We start from the raw sequence: 20810 nt of genomic DNA on the forward strand, positions 1-20810 counted from the left end.
AATACGGTGTAACCGTCTATGCTGGGTAAATCCCGGCAAACAGATCAGAAAACTCCTCTGTACGCAGCGTTGTAAAGACGCAGCGCTGGCGCGTTACAGTTTCGCGAACACAGGCCAATTCAGAAATGGATGTGCTGAAGGCAATATAATCGGTTGCCAAACAGCCTTGAGTGTTGAGATAATTTTTCATCTGACTCTTGCTAACGCTCATGAGGTCTCAGTTCCTGTCCCGCCAGCAAATGCTGAACGCGGGGTATCATTAACGAATTCTTAGTAATACCGACAAAATGGCAGAGAAACGCAATATCTTTCTGGTTGGGCCGATGGGTGCCGGCAAAAGCACTATTGGCCGTCAGTTGGCTCAGCAACTCAACATGGAGTTCTTCGATTCCGATCAGGAAATTGAGCGACGCACCGGAGCGGATGTGGGCTGGGTTTTTGATGTCGAAGGCGAAGCTGGCTTTCGCGATCGCGAAGAAAAAATCATTAACGAACTGACCGAGAAGCAAGGCATCGTCCTGGCGACAGGCGGTGGTTCCGTCAAATCCCGGGAAACGCGTAATCGTCTCTCCGCCCGCGGTGTTGTGGTTTATCTTGAAACCACCATCGAGAAGCAACTGGCGCGCACCCAACGTGACAAAAAACGTCCGTTGCTGCAGGTGGATTCACCGCCGCGTGAAGTGCTCGAAGCGCTGGCTGGCGAACGTAACCCGCTCTACGAAGAGATCGCCGATGTAACCATTCGCACAGATGATCAGAGTGCGAAAGTGGTGGCGAATCAGATTATCCACATGTTGGAAAAAAGTTGATCCAACGTTCGAAGGCTCCTTAACAGGTATCGGGCATCATGGAGAAGATCACCGTCTCACTGGGGGAACGCAGTTACCCCATCACTATCGCTGCCGGACTGTTTAACGATCCGGCTTCTTTTTGGCCGCTAACCGCGGGCGAAAACGCCATGGTGGTGACAAACCAGACGCTGGCTCCGCTTTATCTTGACCAGCTGACGGCGCTGCTGACGGCGTCAGGTGTAAAAGTGGATCAGGTGATCTTACCCGACGGCGAGCAATATAAGACGCTGGCCGTGATGGATCAGGTTTTTACCGCGCTCCTGCAAAAGCCGCACGGTCGTGATACGACGCTTATCGCCTTAGGCGGCGGCGTCATTGGCGATCTTACCGGTTTTGCTGCGGCCAGTTATCAGCGTGGCGTACGCTTTATTCAGGTACCGACCACCTTACTGTCGCAGGTCGACTCTTCGGTTGGCGGCAAAACGGCCGTTAACCATCCGCTGGGCAAAAACATGATCGGCGCGTTTTATCAACCCGCGTCGGTGGTGATTGATACTGCCTGTCTGCAGACGTTGCCCGCGCGCGAACTGGCGTCGGGTCTGGCGGAAGTGATTAAGTACGGCATCATCCTCGACGGTGCGTTTTTCCAGTGGCTGGAGCAGAATCTTGATGCCCTGCTGGCGCTGGATGAACAGGCGCTGGCGTACTGCATTCGTCGCTGCTGTGAACTGAAAGCCGAAGTCGTGGCCGCCGATGAACGTGAAAACGGTCAGCGGGCGTTGCTGAATCTGGGCCATACTTTTGGTCATGCGATTGAAGCACACATGGGCTATGGCAACTGGCTGCACGGTGAAGCGATTGCAGCGGGCATGGTGATGGCGGCACGCACGGCTGAACGCCTGGGGCAGTTCCAGGCACAGGAGACGGACCGCATTATTGCTCTGTTCCTGCGTGCCGGTTTGCCGGTACATGGGCCGGAGGCGATGAGTGCGGAGATGTATCTGCCGCACATGATGCGCGATAAGAAAGTTCTGGCGGGCGAATTGCGGCTGGTACTCCCGCTGTCGATTGGCCGCTCTGAAGTGCGTGGTGGCGTGGCACATGATATGGTGCTGGCTGCAATTAATGATTGTCAGCAATCCTGAGATTAAGCAGTTGAGTGGTGACGCGGCGCGCAGGGTGCGCAGTGCGGAATGCCGCTTTACGGAGGAGGCAAAATGGATGAGTTTAAACCGGAAGATGAGTTAAAACCTGACGCCAGCGATCGCCGTCCCTCGCGCCCTCGTAAGTCGTCTCCCGCAGCCAAAATACCGGTTTCGCGCCAGCGCATCATGATGGGTGTCGGGATCCTGGTTCTGCTGTTACTGGTACTGGGTATTGGTTCGGCGCTGAATGGCCCGGATGAGAAAAAACCTGCCACTGCGGGCAACACGCCTGCCGCTGGCGGCGGTTCCGGCAGTGAGAAGAATATCGACCTGGCCGGCTCCTCTTCCATGTCAGGTGGACAGACGACGCCAACCGGCGGGCAGACCACGCCAGCTACCAGCGAAAATAACGCGGCGACCAGCGGTAATGCTGCGTCTGACCCGCAGCGCGACGTCTCAATGCCGCCTGTGGCTTCAACGCCTACGCAGGCCGCCCCTGTTGAGACGCCAGCAAATCAGCAGCGTGTCACGCTGCCGGGCGATCTGAACAGCGCGCTGAGTAATCAGCAGCAGCAGGTCGACAGTGCCGCGATGGGCACGCAGGGTGGCAGTTCACTGCCAACAGCCCCTGCCACGGTCAGCGGCAATGCCGGAACGGCTGCGAATCCGGTTACGGCCCCTGCAGGCCGTCAGACGCCAAACAAATCAAACGCTTCTGCCCGTCCGGCGCACGATTCATCGCATAAAACTGCTTCGAAGCCTGCAACCCGTGACAGCAAAACACATACCACGCCAGCACGTACGCCAGCCCCTTCTGCTCCGGCCACTGCGGCGGCAGGCAGCAGTTCAGCCAGCAAATCATTACCAGGCGGCAGCTATACCCTGCAGCTGAGCGGTGCATCGAAGGCGGAAAGCCTGAATGCCTGGGCTAAGCAGCAGAATCTGAGTGGGTATCACGTCTACAAAACCACCCGTAACGGTCAGTCGTGGTACGTGCTGGTGAGTGGTTCCTATGCCACACCGGCTGATGCCAAACGCGCGGTAGCCTCACTGCCTGCCGAAGTGCGTGCGAAGAACCCGTGGGTTAAACCAGTAAGCCAGGTGAAGAAAGAAGCCAGCCAATAGCGGATGTGGGGCCAGTTTCTGGCCCCGTTTTAAGCGCAGATCTGCTGTCGGTCCAGCCACAGCCTCACAATAAGATGTAATAACCACGACAGCATGAAAAAAAATCGCGCTTTCCTGAAATGGGCAGGGGGAAAATTTCCCTTAGTAGAAGAGATCCATCGCCATCTGCCGCAAGGCGACTGTCTGGTAGAACCCTTTGTTGGCGCGGGTTCGGTGTTTCTGAACACTGAATTTGATCGCTACCATCTGGCTGATATCAACAGTGACCTGATTAATCTCTATAACATTGTTAAAACGCGCACGGCGGATTTCATCCGTGACGCGCAGCTGCTGTTTACGCCGGAAAGTAACAACGAGATCTGTTATTACCAGCGTCGCACCGAATTTAACACCAGCACCGACGCCTACCTGCGCGCGCTGTTGTTCCTCTATCTGAACCGTCACTGTTACAACGGCCTCTGTCGCTATAACCTGCGTGGCGAGTTCAACGTGCCGTTTGGCCGCTATCGCAAACCCTACTTTCCGGAAGCAGAACTGTTATGGTTTGCCGAGCGTGCGCAAAAAGCGACGTTTGTCTGTGAATCGTACGATGTTACCCTGACCAATGCCGGTAAAGGCTCGGTAGTCTATTGCGATCCGCCTTATGCGCCGCTGTCGGCAACGGCCAATTTCACGGCTTATCACACCAACAGCTTCAGCCTGCGTGAGCAGGAGAACCTGGCGGCGTTAGCGGCAAAGCTGGCTTCGTCGGAGGACCGGATTCCGGTACTGATTTCTAACCACGACACTGCACTGACGCGTTTATGGTATCAGGATGCAGAGTTACATGTGGTCAAAGCCCGGCGTTCTATCAGCCGAAGCATAACGGGTCGCACCAAGGTCGACGAACTGCTGGCACTTTATAGCTAGTCTGTTTCGTCCGCGACCAACGCATTACGCCAGCCTGCGTGCTGGCGCACAACAGTGGGAGAATCGGATGAAACAATATTTGCTGGCCCCTTCAATCCTTTCGGCGGACTTTGCTCGCCTGGGCGAAGACACAGCCAAAGCGCTGGCGGCCGGAGGTGACGTGGTTCACTTCGACGTGATGGACAACCACTACGTGCCTAATCTGACCATGGGTCCGATGGTGCTGAAAGCACTGCGCGACTATGGCATCACTGCCCCCATCGATGTGCATCTGATGGTGAAGCCGGTAGATGCGCTAATCCCTGATTTCGCCAAAGCGGGTGCCACCTACATCACCTTTCATCCCGAAGCCAGCGAACACGTTGACCGCACCCTGCAAATCATCAAAGAGCATGGCTGCAAAGCGGGTCTGGTGTTTAACCCGGCAACCCCGCTGAGCTACCTCGATTACGTCATGGATAAGCTGGATATCATTCTGCTGATGTCAGTGAACCCCGGCTTTGGCGGTCAGTCATTTATTCCTGGCACACTGGATAAACTGCGTGAAGCGCGCAGGCGTATCGATCAGAGTGGTTACAGCATTCGTCTTGAAGTGGATGGCGGCGTGAAGATCGACAATATTGGCCAGATCGCTGCCGCCGGTGCCGACATGTTTGTCGCCGGTTCCGCGATCTTCGGTCACCCTGACTATAAAAAAGTGATCGATGATATGCGCAACGAACTGGAGAAGGCCAATGGCTCATTTCACTGATATTCGTGCGCTGGCGTTTGATCTTGATGGGACACTGGTGGATAGCGCACCCGGCCTGGCCGATGCGATTGATCGCACGCTGAACGATCTCCGTCTGCCGCAGGCGGGCCTTGAGCGTGTCTCAACCTGGATTGGCAACGGCGCGGATATCATGATGTCCCGTGCGCTGACCTTCGCGCTGGGCCGTGAGCCGCAGCCGGAAGAGCAGCGTGATGCGCGGGCGCTGTTTGACCGGCATTATGCCGATACCGTGGATGCAGGCAGTACGCTGTTTCCACAGGTAAAGCAGACGCTGGCCGCATTAAAGGCTGCCGGGCTGCCGATGGCGATAGTCACCAACAAGCCGACGCCGTTTGTGGCACCGCTGCTGGAGTCGCTTGGCATTGCTGATGCGTTTTCGCTGATTATCGGTGGCGACGATGTGCCGGTTAAAAAACCGCATCCTGCGGCAATCTTTATGGTGCTGGGTACCTTTGGTGTGTTGCCGAATGAGTTGCTGTTTGTCGGCGACTCACGCAATGATATCCAGGCGGCACAGGCGGCGGGCGTACCCAATATCGGCATGACCTTTGGCTATAACTATGGCGAGCCGATTGCCACCAGCCAGCCCGATTTAACCCTCGACTCTTTCGACGAACTTTTGCCCGCTCTGGGGCTGTAAATATCAGGACATAAGTATGAAACCCATCGTTTTCAGCGGCGCACAGCCGTCCGGCGAACTGACCATTGGCAACTATATGGGAGCGCTGCGTCAGTGGGTGCAGATGCAGGATGATTTCCACTGCATTTATTGCATCGTTGATCTGCACGCGATCACCGTGCGTCAGGATCCTGTTGCACTGCGTAAAGCGACGCTGGACACGCTGGCGCTCTATCTGGCCTGTGGTATCGACCCGCAAAAAAGCACCATCTTTGTTCAGTCGCATGTGCCAGAGCACACGCAGCTGAGCTGGATCCTGAATTGCTATGCCTACTTCGGTGAACTGAGCCGCATGACGCAGTTCAAGGATAAATCAGCGCGTTACGAAGAGAACATTAACGCCGGTCTGTTCGACTATCCGGTGCTGATGGCGGCTGACATTCTGCTCTATCAGACCCATCAGGTGCCGGTGGGTGAAGATCAGAAGCAGCATCTGGAGCTGAGCCGCGATATCGCGCATCGCTTCAATGCGATCTACGGCGATATCTTCAAAGTACCAGAGCCGTTGATTCCGAAGTCTGGCGCGCGCGTGATGTCGCTGCTGGAACCGACGAAGAAGATGTCCAAGTCTGACGATAACCGCAATAACGTGATCGGCCTGCTGGAAGATCCGAAAGCGGTCGTGAAGAAGATTAAACGCGCCGTCACCGATTCTGAAGAGCCGCCAGTGGTGCGCTACGATATCAAAGAGAAAGCGGGCGTCTCTAACCTGCTGGATATTCTGTCGGGTGTGACCGGTAAAACCATCGCCGAGCTGGAGCAGGAGTTCGAAGGCAAGATGTATGGTCACCTGAAGGGCGCAGTAGCCGATGCTGTGTCGGGTATGCTCTCTGAGCTGCAGGAGCGTTATCACAGCTTCCGCAACGATGAAGCACTGCTGGAGCAGGTGATGCGTGATGGCGCGGCCAAAGCACGCGCACAGGCGCAGGAAACGCTGAAGAAGGTGTATCAGGCGGTAGGCTTTGTCGCGATGCCGTAATGGCTGAGCAGACAACCAGGACGGCGGGCATTGTGCCCGCCGTTTTTATTTGCCGGACTCAGAACCAGCGCAGGCTGTCACGCAGACTTACCACGCTGCCGATGATCATCAGGCTGGGACTGGTCACCTGACCGGCTAACGCCTCCAGCTCGCTCAGTGTCCCGGTGACCACGCGTTGACGCGTAGTGGTGCCGTTTTCCACCAGCGCCACCGGCATATCGCTGCGCATACCGTGCTTTATCAACTGCTGCTGAATCTCTCCGGCCTGCGTGAGCCCCATATAAAAGACCAGCGTCTGCTGTTCCGCCGCCAGCGTCTCCCAGGCGAGCGTGCCCTCTTTCTGCAGATGCCCGGTAACCAGTCTGACGCTCTGCGCATGATCGCGGTGGGTCAGGGGAATACCGCTGTAGGCCGCACAGCCCGATGCGGCGGTGATCCCCGGCACCACGCTGAACGGAATCTGCCGCTGCGCCAGCGCTTCCAGTTCTTCACCGCCGCGACCAAAGATAAAGGGATCGCCGCCTTTCAGCCGCACTACGCGTTTTCCCCGCTGCGCCTGTTCGCAGAGCAGCTGGTTAATCTCATTCTGCGGTACGCAGTGATGTCCGGCGCGTTTCCCGACAAAAATGCGCTCGGCATCGCGGCGCACCAGATTCAGGATCTCATTGGAGACCAGCCGGTCATAGACGATGACGTCTGCCTGCTGGATCAGCTGTAAGCCTTTCAGGGTCAGTAATCCGGCATCACCCGGACCGGCACCGACCAGCGCCACTTCACCCTGTTGGCGAAGGTCAGCGTTAAAGAGCTGGTCGGTAATCTGCTCCGCGCGTTCACTGTCGCCGTTGGCCAGCGTCTGGGCCAGCCGCTCGCTGTTAAAGAAGCGTTCCCAGAAGTGGCGGCGGGCACTGACAGCGCTGAATTGCTGTTTCACCCGCGCGCGCAGAGTGCCTGCCAGCTGCGCCAGCTGGCCAAGGTGTTGCGGCAGCATCGCCTCCAGCTTCTCCCGCAACAGGCGCGCCAGTACCGGCGCGCGTCCACCGGAAGAGACGGCGACCATCAGCGGGGAACGATCGATAATCGACGGCATAATGGCGCTGGCCTGCTGCGGCGCATCCACCAGATTGCAGAAGATCTGCTGTTTTTCGGCGGCTTCAGCCACCTGCTGATTAACCGCATCATCGCTGGTCGCGGCGACCACCAGCCAGCAGCCGGTGAGCCAGTGCGGATCAAACGCCCCTGGCAGCAGCGTGATGGTTTCCTGCTGCGCCCATTGCCGGAAGGCGGGGGAGAAATCAAGGGCACCGACCAGCAGCTCGGCGCCGGCCTCCAGCAGCAGGCGGGCTTTCCGCTCAGCCACGTCACCTGCGCCGACCAGCAGGCAGCGTCGGCCCTGCAGGCGGCAGAACAAGGGGAAGTAGTCCATCAGACGTCCTTAAAAAAGCCCGCGAAGGCGGGCTGTTGACGGGAGTTACAGGCAGACTTCAACCTGTCCGGCATTGACCCGCACCGGCCAGGCCGCCACGGAGCGCGTTTCATCCTCCATGCAGTAGCCATCGCTAAGACGGAAACGCTGCTTTTTCAGCGGGCTGGCAACCCAGAGCGCATCCTGATGTTCAGCAATAATGCCGCGTGACAGCACGCTGGCATCGGCAAAGGGATCGATATTGCTGATGGCATAGAGCTGCTCATCGTTGCGGGGACGGAAGATAGCAATCTGTTGGCCTTTGACCAGCGCGCAGACGCCCGTAGCGGGCAGGATCTGCGTCAGCGGGCACACCGGATTCCACTGGCTCATGATTCGGTCTCCTCAATCAGTGTCACGACAATGCGTTCATCGGCGCGTGCCGGGCGGTGCTGGTCGCGCTCCGCGACCCGCTGCACGCCAGGATCGCGTTGCGGCGAGTTGATAAAGTGGGCAAAGCGCGTCAGGTGATCCTTATCTTCCAGCGTCGCTTTCCATTCACAGCTGACGCTGGCACGCAGCGCGGCCAGCTGCTGCTCCATCTGGCTGTTGAGGCCAAGTTTGTCATCCACGATCACCTTACGCAGATAGTCGATGCCGCCTTCCAGACTCTCCAGCCACAGCGAGGTGCGCTGCAGTTTGTCGGCGGTGCGGATATAGAACATCATGAAACGGTCGAGATAGGTAACCAGCGTCTGCTGATCGAGATCGGCCGCCAGCAGATCGCCATGGCGCGGTTTCATGCCGCCGTTGCCGCAGACGTAGAGGTTCCACCCTTTTTCGGTCGCGATAATGCCGACATCTTTGCCCTGTGCTTCTGCACATTCACGGGTGCAGCCAGAGACGCCAAACTTCATCTTGTGCGGCGTACGGATGCCTTTGTAGCGGTTCTCCAGCATCACGCCGAAGCCGAGGCTGTCACCCACGCCATAACGGCACCAGGCGCTGCCAACGCAGGTTTTCGCCATCCGCAGCGCCTTGGCGTAGGCCTGGCCGGTTTCAAATCCGGCGTCGATCAGCTGTGACCAGATAGCGGGCAGATCGTCTTTCTGCGCGCCAAACAGACCGATACGCTGAGAGCCGGTAATTTTGGTGTAGAGCTGATAGCGCTCGGCGATCTCGCCAATCACTTTCAGTCCCTGAGGCGTGATTTCACCGCCGGGCGAGCGCGGGATCACCGAGTAGGTGCCATCTTTCTGGATGTTGCCAAGATAGAGGTCGTTGCTGTCCTGTAACGGCGCGTGCTGGGGTTTGAGCACATACTCATTCCAGCAGGAGGCGAGCAGTGAGCCAACCACCGGCTTGCACACTTCACAGCCGTAACCCTGACCATAGCGGGCCAGCAGTTCGTCAAAGGTTTTAATCTCCTCTACCTGAATCAGGTGATAAAGCTCCTGACGTGACCAGGCGAAGTGGGCGCAAAGATGGTTATTGACCTCAATGCCCTGACGGCTGAGTTCACTGTTGAGAACCTGGGTGATCAGTGGGATACAGCCGCCGCAACCGGTGCCGGCACGGGTGCTGCTTTTCAGTGCTGCCACGGTATGACAGCCACCCTGTACCGCCTTAATGATGTCGCCTTTACTGACGTCAAAGCAGGAGCAGATTTGTGCGGTATCAGGCAGAGAATCGACGCCGATGGCCGGTTTATCCCCGCTGCCGGCTGGCAGAATCAGCGCTTCCGGATTAGCAGGCAGCGGAATAGCATTCAGCACCAGCTGCAGCAGGTTGCCATAATCGCTGGTGTCGCCCACCAGGACGGCACCCAGCAGGGTTTTCTGATCTTCGCTGATAATCAGGCGCTTGTAGATCGATTTGCTCTCATCCAGCCAGACCACGCTGCGAGCGCCTGGCGTGGTGCCGCGCGCATCGCCAATGCCGCCAACATCAACACCCAGCAGCTTCAGTTTGGCGCTCATGTCCGCGCCGGTAAACGCATTGTCGCGGCCCAGCAGATGGTCGCTGGCGACCTGGGCCATTTTGTAACCCGGCGCCACCAGGCCATAGACGCGATTCTGCCAGGCAGCGCACTCACCGATGGCGTAGATAGTGGGATCGCTGGTCCGGCACTGGTCATCAATGGCGATGCCGCCGCGCGGCCCCAGTGCTAATCCACACTGCTTCGCCAGTTTGTCCTGCGGGCGAATGCCGGTGGAGAAGACGATGAAATCGACCTCCAGCGCGCTGCCATCAGCAAACTGCAGCGTTTTGCCGCCGTGCTCGTGATGCACAATCTGTTGGGTGTTTTTACCGGTGTGGACCCGCACGCCCATCTGCTCAATCTTGCGACGTAGCTGCTCACCGCCTTGCTGATCTAACTGCTCCGCCATCAGCACCGGCGCAAATTCAATAACGTGGGTTTCAATGCCCAGATTTTTCAGTGCGCCCGCCGCTTCCAGCCCCAGCAGGCCGCCGCCAATCACCGCGCCGCGTTTGCTGCGGCGCGAACAGGCTTCGATGGCGTTGAGATCTTCGATGGTGCGATAGACAAAGCAGTCGCTGCCTTCGGCACCGTTAATTGGCGGGATCCACGGATAAGAGCCGGTGGCAAAAATCAGCGTATCGTAATGCACCGCGCGACCGGTACTGGAGTGGATGAGCTTCTCATCACGGTTAATGGTGATGGCGCGTTCACCCAGCAGCAGATTGACCTGATGTTTGTCGTAATAGCCTTCACGAACCAGCGACAATTCTTCAGCGGTGTGATGGGAAAAGTAGGCGGACAGGTGGACACGATCATAGGCGACGCGGGGTTCTTCACAAAAGACGGTCAGCGAAAACTGGTCAGGTTCCGCTTTCTCTAGTAATTCTTCTATGAAGCGGTGGCCGACCATGCCGTTACCGATAACGACGACATTGTGCTTGCTCATTTTTGCCTCAAATTTGCGATATCTGCGGCTACAATAGCGCGCCGTTTCTGGCACTTATTGATATACATCAACCACGACGCCATATACCCATTAAGAGGTATATGGTTGATTTAAAATAATTTTTTCTGGTGCGGCTAACCCGCTGATTATTCGGGCTTGCGGCGGGTCACCTGAATCGTGTTAGTTTTAAAACACAAAACCGGAAAAGGAGTCGGCAATGATGTCACCTAAGTGGATCAATAACGTGCGTTTACCCTGGCGGGATGGTTTATGGCAGATCGCCATCGCCGATGGCAAAATTGCCCGAATCTCAGCCCAGCCGCAGCACGCTTCACCGGCGGATGAATCGCTGGACGGTGAGGGTGGCATAGCCTGCGCGCCTTTTATTGAGCCGCATATTCATCTGGATACCACCCAGACCGCTGGCGAACCTGCGTGGAACCAGTCCGGTACGCTGTTTGAAGGCATTGAGCGCTGGGCTGAACGCAAAGCCATGCTCAGTCATGAAGATGTTAAGCGGCGGGCGATGCAGACGCTGAAGTGGCAGATTGCCAACGGCATTCAGTTTGTCCGTACTCATGTTGACGTTTCTGACCCGTCACTGACGGCGCTTAAAGCGATGCTGGAGTTGAAGGCGGAGATGGCGCCGTGGATCACTATCCAGATTGTTGCTTTTCCCCAGGAGGGTATTCTCTCTTATCCCAACGGTGAAGCATTGCTGGAGGAGGCATTGCGGCTGGGCGCGGATGTGGTCGGCGCGATCCCGCATTACGAATTCACCCGTGAATATGGCGTTGAGTCGCTGCATAAAACCTTTGCGCTGGCTAACCGCTACGATCGGCTGATCGATGTTCACTGCGATGAGATCGATGATGAACAGTCGCGCTTTGTGGAAACCGTGGCGGCGCTGGCGCATCGCGATGGCAACGGCGCGCGCGTGACGGCCAGTCATACCACCGCGATGCACTCTTACAATGGCGCGTATACCTCACGACTGTTTCGGCTGCTTAAGCTGTCGGGCATTAATTTTGTCGCGAATCCGCTGGTCAATATTCACCTGCAGGGCCGCTTTGATACCTATCCTAAGCGGCGCGGCATTACGCGGGTGAAAGAGATGCTGGAGGCGGAGATTAACGTCTGTTTCGGCCACGACGATGTGTTCGATCCCTGGTATCCGCTGGGCACCGCCAGCATGCTGCAGGTGCTGCATATGGGCTTACACGTCTGTCAGTTGATGGGCTATGAGCAGATTGATGCGGGGCTGGATCTGATTACGCATAACAGCGCGAAGACGCTGCAGCTGTCAGGCTATGGCATTCAGACCGGCAACGATGCCAGCCTGATTATTCTGCCGGCAGAGAGTGGTTTTGATGCAGTAAGAAGACAGGTTCCGGTGCGCTACTCGCTGCGTCGCGGCACTGTGGTGGCAGAGACAAAGCCCGCAGAAAGCGAGATTTACTGGCGGGAGCGGGAGCGGATAGACTTCCGGCGTTAAACAGCAGGGCGGCGATCAATCGCCGCCCTGAATGATTAATGCGTAACGTGACCGTGCGAGCGATGTTTAGTGACCAGCCCCAGCAGGACACACATCACAAACACCACCGCGTAGAGGCCGTTGGCGGTGGCCAGCGCCGTGTGCACGCCGCTCTTCTCAACAATCGGCGCGGTCACCACGAAGGTCAGCATGGTGCCAACGGTGCCGCAGGTCAGAATAAAGTTCACCAGTTTCGGTGACGCCACTTTGGTCTGCAGCGAGCCGAGCGTGATGATGGTGGTGTAAATTGCGCTCGAGCTGAAGCCCAACACCATAATGATCCACTTCAGCATACTGGCATCCTGGCTGCTGACGAACCAGTACATCAGCACGGTAGCCAGCCCCGCCAGCACCATCAGAATGCGTTGCAGATCGAAGAAGCGCAGCAGGAAGCTGAAGGCCCACATCCCCACCATATACGCGGTCCAGAAGCTGCCCACCAGTTGTCCGGCATCATTAATATTCATGCCCATGACTTTGGTGGCATATTCCGGCACCCAGGAGATAAAGCCAAGCTGGCCCAGAATGTAGCAGAGCGCCGCCACTGCCAGCAGCAGCACGCCCATCCCCCATTTTTCTTTCTCAACTGTCGGGCTGTTTTCAGGCTTACGCAGCACCGGGAACTCGACAAACAGCGTCATGATGAAGATCGCGACGTAGATAAAGCCGATGCAGACGTAGACCCAGTACCACGGCAGCTGACGCGCAAGCAGAATCCCCGCCAGCACCGGAAACAGCGTGCCCGCCATGCTGAAGAAGGAGTCGGTAAACAGCAGGCGCGAACCGCGCTGGCGGCCTTCATACATATGGGTGATCAGGAAGGTGCCGATCGACATAGTAATGCCGCTGACCACGCCCAGCACAAACATACAGAGCGAGAAGACGGTCAGATCGCGGCTGGTCATCAACCCGATTATCGCCAGTACCATCAGGACGAAGCCGAAAATCAGCTGACGCTTCAGTGGCACAATCACCATCAGCCAGGCGTTCAGGAAAACCGCCGCCAGGATGCCGCTGTTGAGGAAGGTGAAGGTATTACTCATGCTGGAGATGGGGATCTGGAAATCTTTTGCGATATCGCCCATTACCATGCCGGTAACAATCACCAGCGCGCCGGTAAGCGCGTAGGAGAAGAAGCTTATCCAGGTGAGGCCAATACGATTACGGTTTGTCATGTTCTGAACCTGTTGAGAACCGGGTGCCAAAAAGTGTCAGAAAGTGTAAACGGAACCGTGATCTTAATAAACAACCAGTGAAACCAGAGATCCATATTTCATGTGTTGTGTGATTTTAATCACGTAATTGCCGGGGTTTAACGTTTGCTCCCCCCATTTGCTGCCACAGCGTAAATATAGGTAAAACGCTGGCTCCTGGAATAGAGTCTCTTTACAATCAATCACGTTTTTGTGCCCGCTCTCCCAGGTAAGGAATCTTTCATGTTTAAACGTACTTTAACAGCGGCCATCACCCTGTTAGCGCTCTCTTCCGTTTCCGCCCAGGCGCTGGCTGCAAAAGGTGACACCCACGTTCTGCTCACCACCTCCGCCGGCAATATCGAACTCGAACTGAATAACCAGAAAGCGCCGGTTTCTGTGAAAAACTTCGTTGATTACGTCAACAACGGTTTTTACAACAACACCATTTTTCACCGCGTGATCCCGGGCTTTATGGTGCAGGGTGGGGGCTTCACTACGGACATGCAGCAGAAGCAGACCAACGCGCCGATCAAGAATGAAGCGGATAACGGCCTGCGTAACCTGCGCGGCACGATTTCCATGGCGCGTACCGCCGATAAAGACAGTGCGACCAGCCAGTTCTTCCTCAACGTCGCGGATAATGCATTCCTCGATCACGGACAGCGCGATTTTGGCTATGCCGTATTTGGTAAGATTGTGAAAGGTCAGGATGTGGTTGAAAAAATTTCTCAGGTACCGACCAAAGATGTGGGTCCTTACCAGAATGTTCCATCCAAACCGGTAGTTATCCTCTCCGCCAAAGTCCTGCCTTAAGTCCGTTCGTCGCCATCTGCGGATGGCGACCGCCTGCCGCATCCGGCAAAGCCAGAATTTGCTCTTATACTTAGGGCAAAAACCTGAGCAGGAGGCGGCATGGCGAACAAACTCACCGAAAAACAGAAGGTCACCCTGTGGCGACAGCGGCGTAGCGCCAGCTATCAGGCCAGCTGTCGGCTGGAAGGCTTCTCGCCGAATGAAACCAGCGTAAACAGCGATGATGCGGCCGCACGTCTGGCGTCACTGAGGAGGCAATATGGACTCTAATACCGCCGTCAGCCAGGATCCCTACCTGTGGCAGCATGACAATGTGCTGAAAAACCTGCCCGATATTCACGATGCCGCGCAGCTGCGTAAGGCGGAGCTGAGTTTTAGTGCGGCGCGTGCCGCCACGCTGGAGCTGGGCCCCCGTAATCCTGGACTGCCTTACCTGCGCCAGATCCACCGTACGCTGTTTCAGGACGTCTACAGCTGGGCTGGTGAACTGCGCACTATCGATATCTGGCGCGATGAGACGCCGTTCTGTCATTTCGAATATATCGAAAAGGAAGGTAACGCCCTGATGGCCGCGCTGGAGGAGGAGAAGGGCCTTGCTGACCTGCCACGTGACGCGTTTATTGAGCGTGTTGCCCACTACTACTGCGAAATCAATATGTTGCATCCTTTCCGCCACGGCAACGGTCGGGCGCAGCGGATTTTCTTTGAACAGCTGGCGCTGCATGCCGGTTATCTGCTCTCCTGGGAAGAGACTGACGCTGAAAGCTGGAAAGCGGCGAATCAGGTTGGTGTGGCCGGAGACCTGACTCTGCTGGAGCAGGTATTTGCGAAAGTGGTGAGCGAGGCGGCTTAACCGCGTAGAATAGCGGCGCGGGTAATTATTCTGGACTGGCCATGCTGCTGCTTATCGACAATTACGACTCCTTTACCTGGAATCTTTATCAATATTTCTGCGAGCTGGGCGCGCAGGTTCAGGTGGTGCGCAATGATGCCATCACGCTGGAGCAGATGGCGGCGTTACCGCTGACTCATCTGGTGATCTCCCCTGGTCCCTGCACGCCGTCGGAGTCAGGCATTTCGCTGGCGGCGATCCGGCATTTCGCCGGTCAGCTGCCGGTGCTGGGCGTCTGCCTGGGCCATCAGGCAATTGCGCAGGCGTATGGCGCGCAGGTCGTGCGCGCGCGTCAGGTGATGCACGGCAAAACCTCTGCGATTCAGCACACCGGACAGGGCGTGTTCCGCACTCTGAATAATCCACTGACCGTGACCCGCTACCATTCGCTGATTGTACAGCGCGACTCCCTGCCAGATGCCTTCGAGGTGACTGCCTGGACGGTGCGTGACGGCGAGCCTGACGAAATTATGGGATTCCGCCATAAAACCCTGGCGCTGGAAGGCGTGCAGTTCCATCCCGAAAGCATTCTCAGCGAGCAGGGACATCAGCTGCTGCGCAATTTCCTTGAGCAATAAGTTGCCTTTGAGTGATTTTTTATGCATATTTTGTGATTATTATTTCAAAGTTGCACATCAATCATCTAAATGGGGTCATCAATGGCAGCGGAAAAAATTGCGGTCACGCGGGAGACGTTCGATAACGTTATTTTGCCTGTTTATGCACCTGCGCAGTTCGTGCCGGTAAAAGGCAAGGGCAGTCGTGTATGGGATCAGCAGGGCAAAGAGTATATCGATTTCTCAGGTGGTATCGCCGTCACCGCACTTGGACACTGCCATCCTGCGCTGGTGGAGACGCTGAAAAGTCAGGGCGAGACGCTGTGGCACACCAGCAACGTCTTCACCAACGAACCGGCGCTGCGTCTTGCCAGTAAGTTAATTCAGGCGACCTTTGCCGAGCGGGTCTTCTTCGCTAACTCCGGGGCCGAAGCCAACGAGGCCGCCTTTAAGCTGGCGCGCTACTACGCCTGCAAACGTCACAGCCCATTCAAAAGTAAGATTATCGCCTTTCATAACGCCTTTCATGGCCGGACGCTGTTTACCGTCACGGTCGGCGGACAGCCAAAATATTCTGATGGGTTCGGGCCTAAACCGGCGGATATCGTTCATGTGCCGTTCAATGATCTGAACGCAGTAAAAGCGGTGATTGACGATCACACCTGCGCCATTGTGGTTGAACCGATTCAGGGGGAGGGTGGCGTCGTGCCCGCAACGCAGGAGTTTATGCAGGGACTGCGTGAGCTTTGCGATCAGCATCAGGCGCTGCTGGTGCTGGATGAAGTGCAGAGCGGCATGGGGCGCAGCGGCAAGCTGTTCGCCTATGAGCATTATGGCATCCAGCCCGATATTCTGACCTCAGCCAAAGCGCTGGGCGGCGGTTTCCCGGTCAGCGCCATGCTGACCACTAACGAGATCGCCTCGACCATGGCGCCGGGCGTGCATGGCACCACCTATGGCGGCAATCCACTCGCCTGCGCCATCGCCGAAACCGCGCTAGATATTATCAATACGCCGGAGGTGCTGGCAGGCGTTGAGACACGTCGTCAGTACTTTGTCACGGCGCTGCAGGCCATCGATGCGAAGTATGATCTCTTCAGCGATATTCGTGGCAAGGGTCTGCTGATTGGCGCGGCGCTTAAACCGCAGCATGCCGGTAAAGCACGCGACATCCTGAATGCCGCGGCCGCAGAAGGCGTGATGGTGCTGGTTGCCGGCACTGACGTGATGCGTTTTGCCCCGTCACTGATCATTGAGCCTGCCGACATCGAAGAGGGCATGAGCCGCTTCGCCACGGCCGTCGGCAACGTGCTCAACGGCTAGCTTAGTTTTTACGTAAGCGTCTGATCAGCCAGCGGCCATGTTGCGGCCGCTGGTTCCACGCCAGCGATGAAATGGTGTACATCACGCTCAGATGATCGAGAATGCGCCGCACATGCTGCTCCACCACCGTGATCGGTCCCTCACTGATGTTCTCCAGCTCATCCAGCAGGTTAACCTGTGAGCTTTCACCATCATATTCCAGCCGCTGCTGACACCGCTGCAGCGCGATTTCACAGGATTGCAGGTAACGCTCAGCCAGCGAGGCAGTGAGCATGGTGTGCTCCCGCGCCAGAATCGTCATGGCGTTGATATGCTCGACGATAAACTGGCTGTGCGTGACCCAGAGCCGCATATCACTCAGATAGCGGGAGTTGAACGCGGGTTCCTGCATCGCCTGATTCAGTGAGTTAAACAGCGCATTGTGTGCCTGATTGACCTTCACCCGCTGATAAGCCAGTTTCTCTGGTGACTGTTCGTCACCCAGCAACAGCCGCAGCGCATCCTGATAGGTTTCCAGTGCGTCATGGGCGTTCTGCCGCAGTAAGCCGCTCTGCCACTGCGGCCACAGCCACAGCATCCCGCCAAAGGCGATCAGACAACCCATCAGCGTATCCATGAGTCGCGGCAGCAGAAACTGCGCGCCATTCAGCGACAGCAATTGCAGCGAGTAAACCGCCGTGACCGTAAAGCCAATCATCGACCAGCCATAGAACTGGCGGGTAAAGCGATAGCTGATAAAAGTAATTGCCAGCATGATCAGCAGCACCAGCGACTCCGGCACCGCCATGCGCAGCGTGGCGGCCGCGATCACCAGACCGGCAAAAGTGCCCAGCGCCCGGTGCTGAATGCGGACACGGGTAGCGCTGTAGCCGTTCTGGCTGACGAACATGATGGTCATCAGGATCCAGTAGGGTTTGGGGATGTTGAAGAACAGCGCCAGCGCGCTGCCCAGCATCAGCATCACCGCAAAGCGGCCGGCAGTGCGCAGGGCCGATGAGCGAAACGAGAGATAACTGCGCAGCGCCGGTAACAGCGGCAGACGGCGCTGGCGGTCAGCCATCAGATCGCGCTGATAAAGGGGTTTCTGGGTGCGCAGGACCCGCGCGATGCGGTTGAAGTGGTAAAGGCAGAAGTTACCCACCGGATTGTCGGGATGCTGATGGGCGATTTTCTCCAGCGCGCCGAGCTGTTTATCCATCGCAAAGCGATCGGGTAGCTGGTGATAGAGAATGTTATCCGCCAGCACCCGCAACCGGGCCGAGATGGTTTTGGCATTCCAGCGGATCACCGCTTCGGCGTGGCTCTGTTCGACCAGCTTCTGCACCTCTTCCGGCCGATGCAGGCTGACCGAGATATGTTCCTGCAGATCCAGCGCCACCTGAAAGGCGCGCGTCAGCCGTTTATGGCTGTGATCGCGGCTTGCCGACAGCATATGCATCTGCTGATAACAGGTGTTAATCAGATCGACCACTTTCTGCTGACGAGCCAGCAGCGGCGGCAGCGCCTTTTCCGGATCGGTCAGCTGCGTCAGCAGGGTATATTTTGCGTCGCAGTAGTTAGCCAGCTCGCGGTAGATCAGGCTCAGGCTTTCGCGCATCGGCTGCTCTTTCCACAGCCAGAACCAGAACCAGTTAAAGAGCCCGTACCATAGCGTGCCGCCGATATAGAGCAGCGGGGGAACATAGATTGGCATGCGGCCAATCAGGCTCAGGGTAAAGATGGCGGCAATCAGGGTGCCGGGCAGCAGACGGCCATGCAGCGGGCTGATCTCCCCGGTAACGCCGAGCAATAAGGGCATAGCAAACAGGATCAGCGGCAGCGGAATAGCATGCAGGGTGAGCCACTGCATCAGAAAGCTGCCGAGGGCAAACAGGCTGCCGCCAACAATCAGGCGTTTGAAGAAGCGTTTATGCGGGGTATCCAGACCGGCGATGTTGCAGCAGGCGGGCACTAATGAGAACAGCAGACCTTTTTGCAGGTCGCCAGCCAGCCAGCCCAGCGCCACCGGCAGACAGAGCACCAGCGTTTGCCGCAAGGCGTAGTTAACTTCAGGATGGTAAATAATTCGACGCCACATCGGCCCAACACAAACAATAACGGCGTGATGTTGCCATCACGCCGTGGGTGACAGGAATTAGCGGGTGCCGTAAACGACGATGGTTTTGCCGTGTGCGGAGATCAGGTTCTGATCTTCCAGCATCTTCAAAATACGGCCCACGGTTTCACGTGAACAACCAACAATCTGGCCAATTTCCTGACGAGTGATTTTAATTTGCATGCCGTCGGGATGCGTCATGGCATCTGGCTGCTTCGCCAGGTTGAGCAGGGTCTGTGCAATGCGTCCGGTTACGTCGAGGAAAGCGAGGTTACCCACTTTTTCAGACGTCACCTGCAGGCGACGCGCCATCTGCGATGAGAGTCGCATCAGGATGTCAGGGTTAACCTGGATCAGCTGACGGAATTTCTTGTAAGAAATTTCCGCCACTTCGCACGCGCTTTTCGCACGTACCCAGGCGCTGCGCTCCTGGCCTTCTTCGAACAGGCCAAGTTCACCAATAAAATCGCCCTGATTCAGGTAGGAAAGAATCATCTCTTTGCCTTCTTCATCTTTAATCAGAACCGCAACGGAACCTTTCACGATGTAGTAAAGCGTTTCTGCTTTTTCACCTTGGTGAATCAGCGTACTTTTGGATGGATACTTGTGAATATGGCAATGGGACAGGAACCATTCGAGTGTAGGGTCTGTTTGCGGTTTGCCGAGAACCATTCGCTATTATCCTCTGTTGTAATCGTGCCCAAAATACAGGGGGCAGTTTTCCCTGTCAGGCGGTGAAAGCTTCAAGCGTTTCCATTTCAGGAAATTATTCGGGCCGCATCAGGCGCAGTGCGCATCATCCTTCCCGGCTTCGTCATCGGGTGACGAAAAATATTTTCAGCACTGTTTGTAGCACAGCTTTTGCCGACTGTCTTCTGTTGTCTCGCTTCAGCTACGGGCGGATTTCTCTGGATTGCTGTTTACCAGGCGAAAGCGTACTCTGGCGACAAAACAGCGTATTCCGGAGCAAAAATCATGCAGGCAAGAGTGAAATGGGTAGAAGGGCTGACATTCCTCGGAGAATCCTCATCCGGCCATCAGATACTGATGGATGGAAATTCGGGTGATAAAGCGCCCAGCCCAATGGAGATGGTGCTGATGGCGGCGGGCGGATGCAGCGCGATTGACGTGGTATCAATTCTGCAAAAAGGCCGAAACGATGTGGCTGATTGTGAAGTAAAACTGACCTCAGAACGTCGTGAAGAGGCGCCGCGAATCTTTACGCACATCAACCTGCATTTTATCGTGAGTGGCAAAGCCCTCCAGGATAAAGCGGTCTCACGCGCTGTGGATCTTTCTGCTGAAAAATATTGCTCTGTGGCCATCATGCTGGGTAAAGGCGTCAACATTACGCATAGCTATGAAGTGATCGAACTTTAGTAGCCTCAGGGGCCAATGCGGGCCTTTTAATTTCATCTGCAAGATCTGGTTTGGTCCGCTGTCAGACTGTGCCTGCGCAGGGAACCGGGTCAGATCGGAAAGACGCAAAAACCGCCATCCATGGCATGCTCGGCCCGCGCGATTACGCACCTCATCCCTGAGGTGCGCCCGTAGCCGGGCCAACGCGTTGCGTTGTTCAAAAACGCTCCCGGCGTTTTTGTCCCAGGCGCGGGACGCTTTCCTCTTCTGACCCGGTTCCCAGCGGTTTACCGCGCGAGAACGTTGCGA

At 56.5% G+C, this 20810-nt stretch carries 21 protein-coding genes; 14 read left to right on the plus strand and 7 right to left on the minus strand.

Annotated features, from left to right (window positions below):
• Nucleotides 1-16 precede the first annotated feature (16 nt).
• Nucleotides 17-190: a hypothetical protein gene (locus tag AFL22_RS03325; RefSeq protein WP_223265993.1), complete on the minus strand. Its 174-nt coding sequence runs from the start codon at nt 188-190 to the stop codon at nt 17-19.
• 97 nt (nt 191-287) lie between these two features.
• Here AFL22_RS03325 and aroK point away from each other — a divergent pair, with 97 nt between their 5' ends.
• From aroK to trpS, 7 genes are all read left to right on the plus strand, one after another.
• Complete coding sequence (gene aroK, locus AFL22_RS03330; RefSeq protein WP_003852989.1) at nt 288-809, plus strand: shikimate kinase AroK; 522 nt, start codon at nt 288-290, stop codon at nt 807-809.
• A gap of 38 nt (nt 810-847) precedes the next feature.
• On the plus strand, nt 848-1936 hold the full coding sequence (gene aroB, locus AFL22_RS03335; RefSeq protein WP_052270792.1) for a 3-dehydroquinate synthase: 1089 nt from the start codon (nt 848-850) through the stop codon (nt 1934-1936).
• Between the two features lie 72 nt (nt 1937-2008).
• Entirely contained in the window at nt 2009-3061 is a 1053-nt protein-coding gene (locus tag AFL22_RS03340) for an SPOR domain-containing protein (protein WP_022624046.1), read from the plus strand.
• Between the two features lie 93 nt (nt 3062-3154).
• The gene (gene dam / locus AFL22_RS03345; protein WP_010671570.1) at nt 3155-3970 is read left to right on the plus strand and encodes an adenine-specific DNA-methyltransferase; all 816 of its coding nucleotides are present in this window, start codon (nt 3155-3157) and stop codon (nt 3968-3970) included.
• A 67-nt stretch (nt 3971-4037) separates the two neighbouring features.
• Nucleotides 4038-4721: a ribulose-phosphate 3-epimerase gene (gene rpe / locus AFL22_RS03350; RefSeq protein ID WP_010253116.1), complete on the plus strand. Its 684-nt coding sequence runs from the start codon at nt 4038-4040 to the stop codon at nt 4719-4721.
• Nucleotides 4705-5382 carry a phosphoglycolate phosphatase gene (locus AFL22_RS03355; protein ID WP_052270793.1) on the plus strand — a complete coding sequence of 226 codons (678 nt, stop codon included), beginning with the start codon at nt 4705-4707 and terminating at the stop codon, nt 5380-5382. Before rpe ends, AFL22_RS03355 begins: the two co-directional genes overlap by 17 nt.
• Nucleotides 5383-5398: 16 nt before the next feature.
• The gene (trpS, locus tag AFL22_RS03360) at nt 5399-6400 is read left to right on the plus strand and encodes a tryptophan--tRNA ligase (protein WP_010253111.1); all 1002 of its coding nucleotides are present in this window, start codon (nt 5399-5401) and stop codon (nt 6398-6400) included.
• A gap of 58 nt (nt 6401-6458) precedes the next feature.
• On the opposite strand, the gene cysG is transcribed toward trpS, so the two are convergent.
• The 3 genes from cysG to nirB are packed head-to-tail and all read right to left on the minus strand — an operon-like array spanning nt 6459 to nt 10732.
• On the minus strand, nt 6459-7823 hold the full coding sequence (cysG, locus tag AFL22_RS03365; RefSeq protein WP_052270794.1) for a siroheme synthase CysG: 1365 nt from the start codon (nt 7821-7823) through the stop codon (nt 6459-6461).
• A gap of 45 nt (nt 7824-7868) precedes the next feature.
• The gene (gene nirD / locus AFL22_RS03370; RefSeq protein WP_033772994.1) at nt 7869-8195 is read right to left on the minus strand and encodes a nitrite reductase small subunit NirD; all 327 of its coding nucleotides are present in this window, start codon (nt 8193-8195) and stop codon (nt 7869-7871) included.
• Nucleotides 8192-10732 (minus strand): nitrite reductase large subunit NirB, encoded by a 2541-nt coding sequence (gene nirB / locus AFL22_RS03375; protein WP_052270795.1) that lies wholly within the window; start codon nt 10730-10732, stop codon nt 8192-8194. The genes nirD and nirB overlap by 4 nt, the downstream gene beginning before the upstream one ends.
• Before the next feature lie 217 nt (nt 10733-10949).
• Here nirB and AFL22_RS03380 point away from each other — a divergent pair, with 217 nt between their 5' ends.
• Nucleotides 10950-12227: a cytosine deaminase gene (locus AFL22_RS03380; protein ID WP_022624050.1), complete on the plus strand. Its 1278-nt coding sequence runs from the start codon at nt 10950-10952 to the stop codon at nt 12225-12227.
• A gap of 35 nt (nt 12228-12262) precedes the next feature.
• On the opposite strand, the gene tsgA is transcribed toward AFL22_RS03380, so the two are convergent.
• Nucleotides 12263-13441, minus strand: a complete 1179-nt coding sequence (tsgA, locus tag AFL22_RS03385; RefSeq protein WP_052270796.1) for an MFS transporter TsgA — start codon at nt 13439-13441, stop codon at nt 12263-12265.
• A 261-nt stretch (nt 13442-13702) separates the two neighbouring features.
• Here tsgA and ppiA point away from each other — a divergent pair, with 261 nt between their 5' ends.
• The 5 genes from ppiA to AFL22_RS03405 all read left to right on the plus strand — a co-directional run bounded on the left by ppiA (nt 13703) and on the right by AFL22_RS03405 (nt 17047).
• Nucleotides 13703-14275 (plus strand): peptidylprolyl isomerase A, encoded by a 573-nt coding sequence (gene ppiA, locus AFL22_RS03390; protein WP_003852970.1) that lies wholly within the window; start codon nt 13703-13705, stop codon nt 14273-14275.
• Nucleotides 14276-14374: 99 nt separating this feature from the next.
• Complete coding sequence (locus tag AFL22_RS23075) at nt 14375-14545, plus strand: YhfG family protein (RefSeq protein WP_010253095.1); 171 nt, start codon at nt 14375-14377, stop codon at nt 14543-14545.
• The gene (locus AFL22_RS03395) at nt 14535-15128 is read left to right on the plus strand and encodes a putative adenosine monophosphate-protein transferase Fic (RefSeq protein ID WP_052270797.1); all 594 of its coding nucleotides are present in this window, start codon (nt 14535-14537) and stop codon (nt 15126-15128) included. The genes AFL22_RS23075 and AFL22_RS03395 overlap by 11 nt, the downstream gene beginning before the upstream one ends.
• A gap of 41 nt (nt 15129-15169) precedes the next feature.
• On the plus strand, nt 15170-15745 hold the full coding sequence (locus AFL22_RS03400; RefSeq protein ID WP_033758980.1) for an aminodeoxychorismate/anthranilate synthase component II: 576 nt from the start codon (nt 15170-15172) through the stop codon (nt 15743-15745).
• An 81-nt stretch (nt 15746-15826) separates the two neighbouring features.
• Nucleotides 15827-17047, plus strand: a complete 1221-nt coding sequence (locus tag AFL22_RS03405) for an aspartate aminotransferase family protein (protein WP_052270798.1) — start codon at nt 15827-15829, stop codon at nt 17045-17047.
• A gap of 1 nt (nt 17048) precedes the next feature.
• On the opposite strand, the gene AFL22_RS03410 is transcribed toward AFL22_RS03405, so the two are convergent.
• Nucleotides 17049-19124, minus strand: a complete 2076-nt coding sequence (locus AFL22_RS03410) for a YccS/YhfK family putative transporter (protein WP_010253083.1) — start codon at nt 19122-19124, stop codon at nt 17049-17051.
• A 57-nt stretch (nt 19125-19181) separates the two neighbouring features.
• Nucleotides 19182-19814 (minus strand): cAMP-activated global transcriptional regulator CRP, encoded by a 633-nt coding sequence (crp, locus tag AFL22_RS03415; protein WP_003852956.1) that lies wholly within the window; start codon nt 19812-19814, stop codon nt 19182-19184.
• A 303-nt stretch (nt 19815-20117) separates the two neighbouring features.
• On the opposite strand from crp, the gene AFL22_RS03420 reads away from it, so the two are divergent.
• Nucleotides 20118-20522, plus strand: a complete 405-nt coding sequence (locus tag AFL22_RS03420; RefSeq protein ID WP_010253071.1) for an OsmC family protein — start codon at nt 20118-20120, stop codon at nt 20520-20522.
• Nucleotides 20523-20810: the final 288 nt, after the last annotated feature.

Source organism: Pantoea sp. CFSAN033090 (genome assembly GCF_001264395.1).
Lineage (GTDB): Bacteria > Pseudomonadota > Gammaproteobacteria > Enterobacterales > Enterobacteriaceae > Pantoea > Pantoea agglomerans.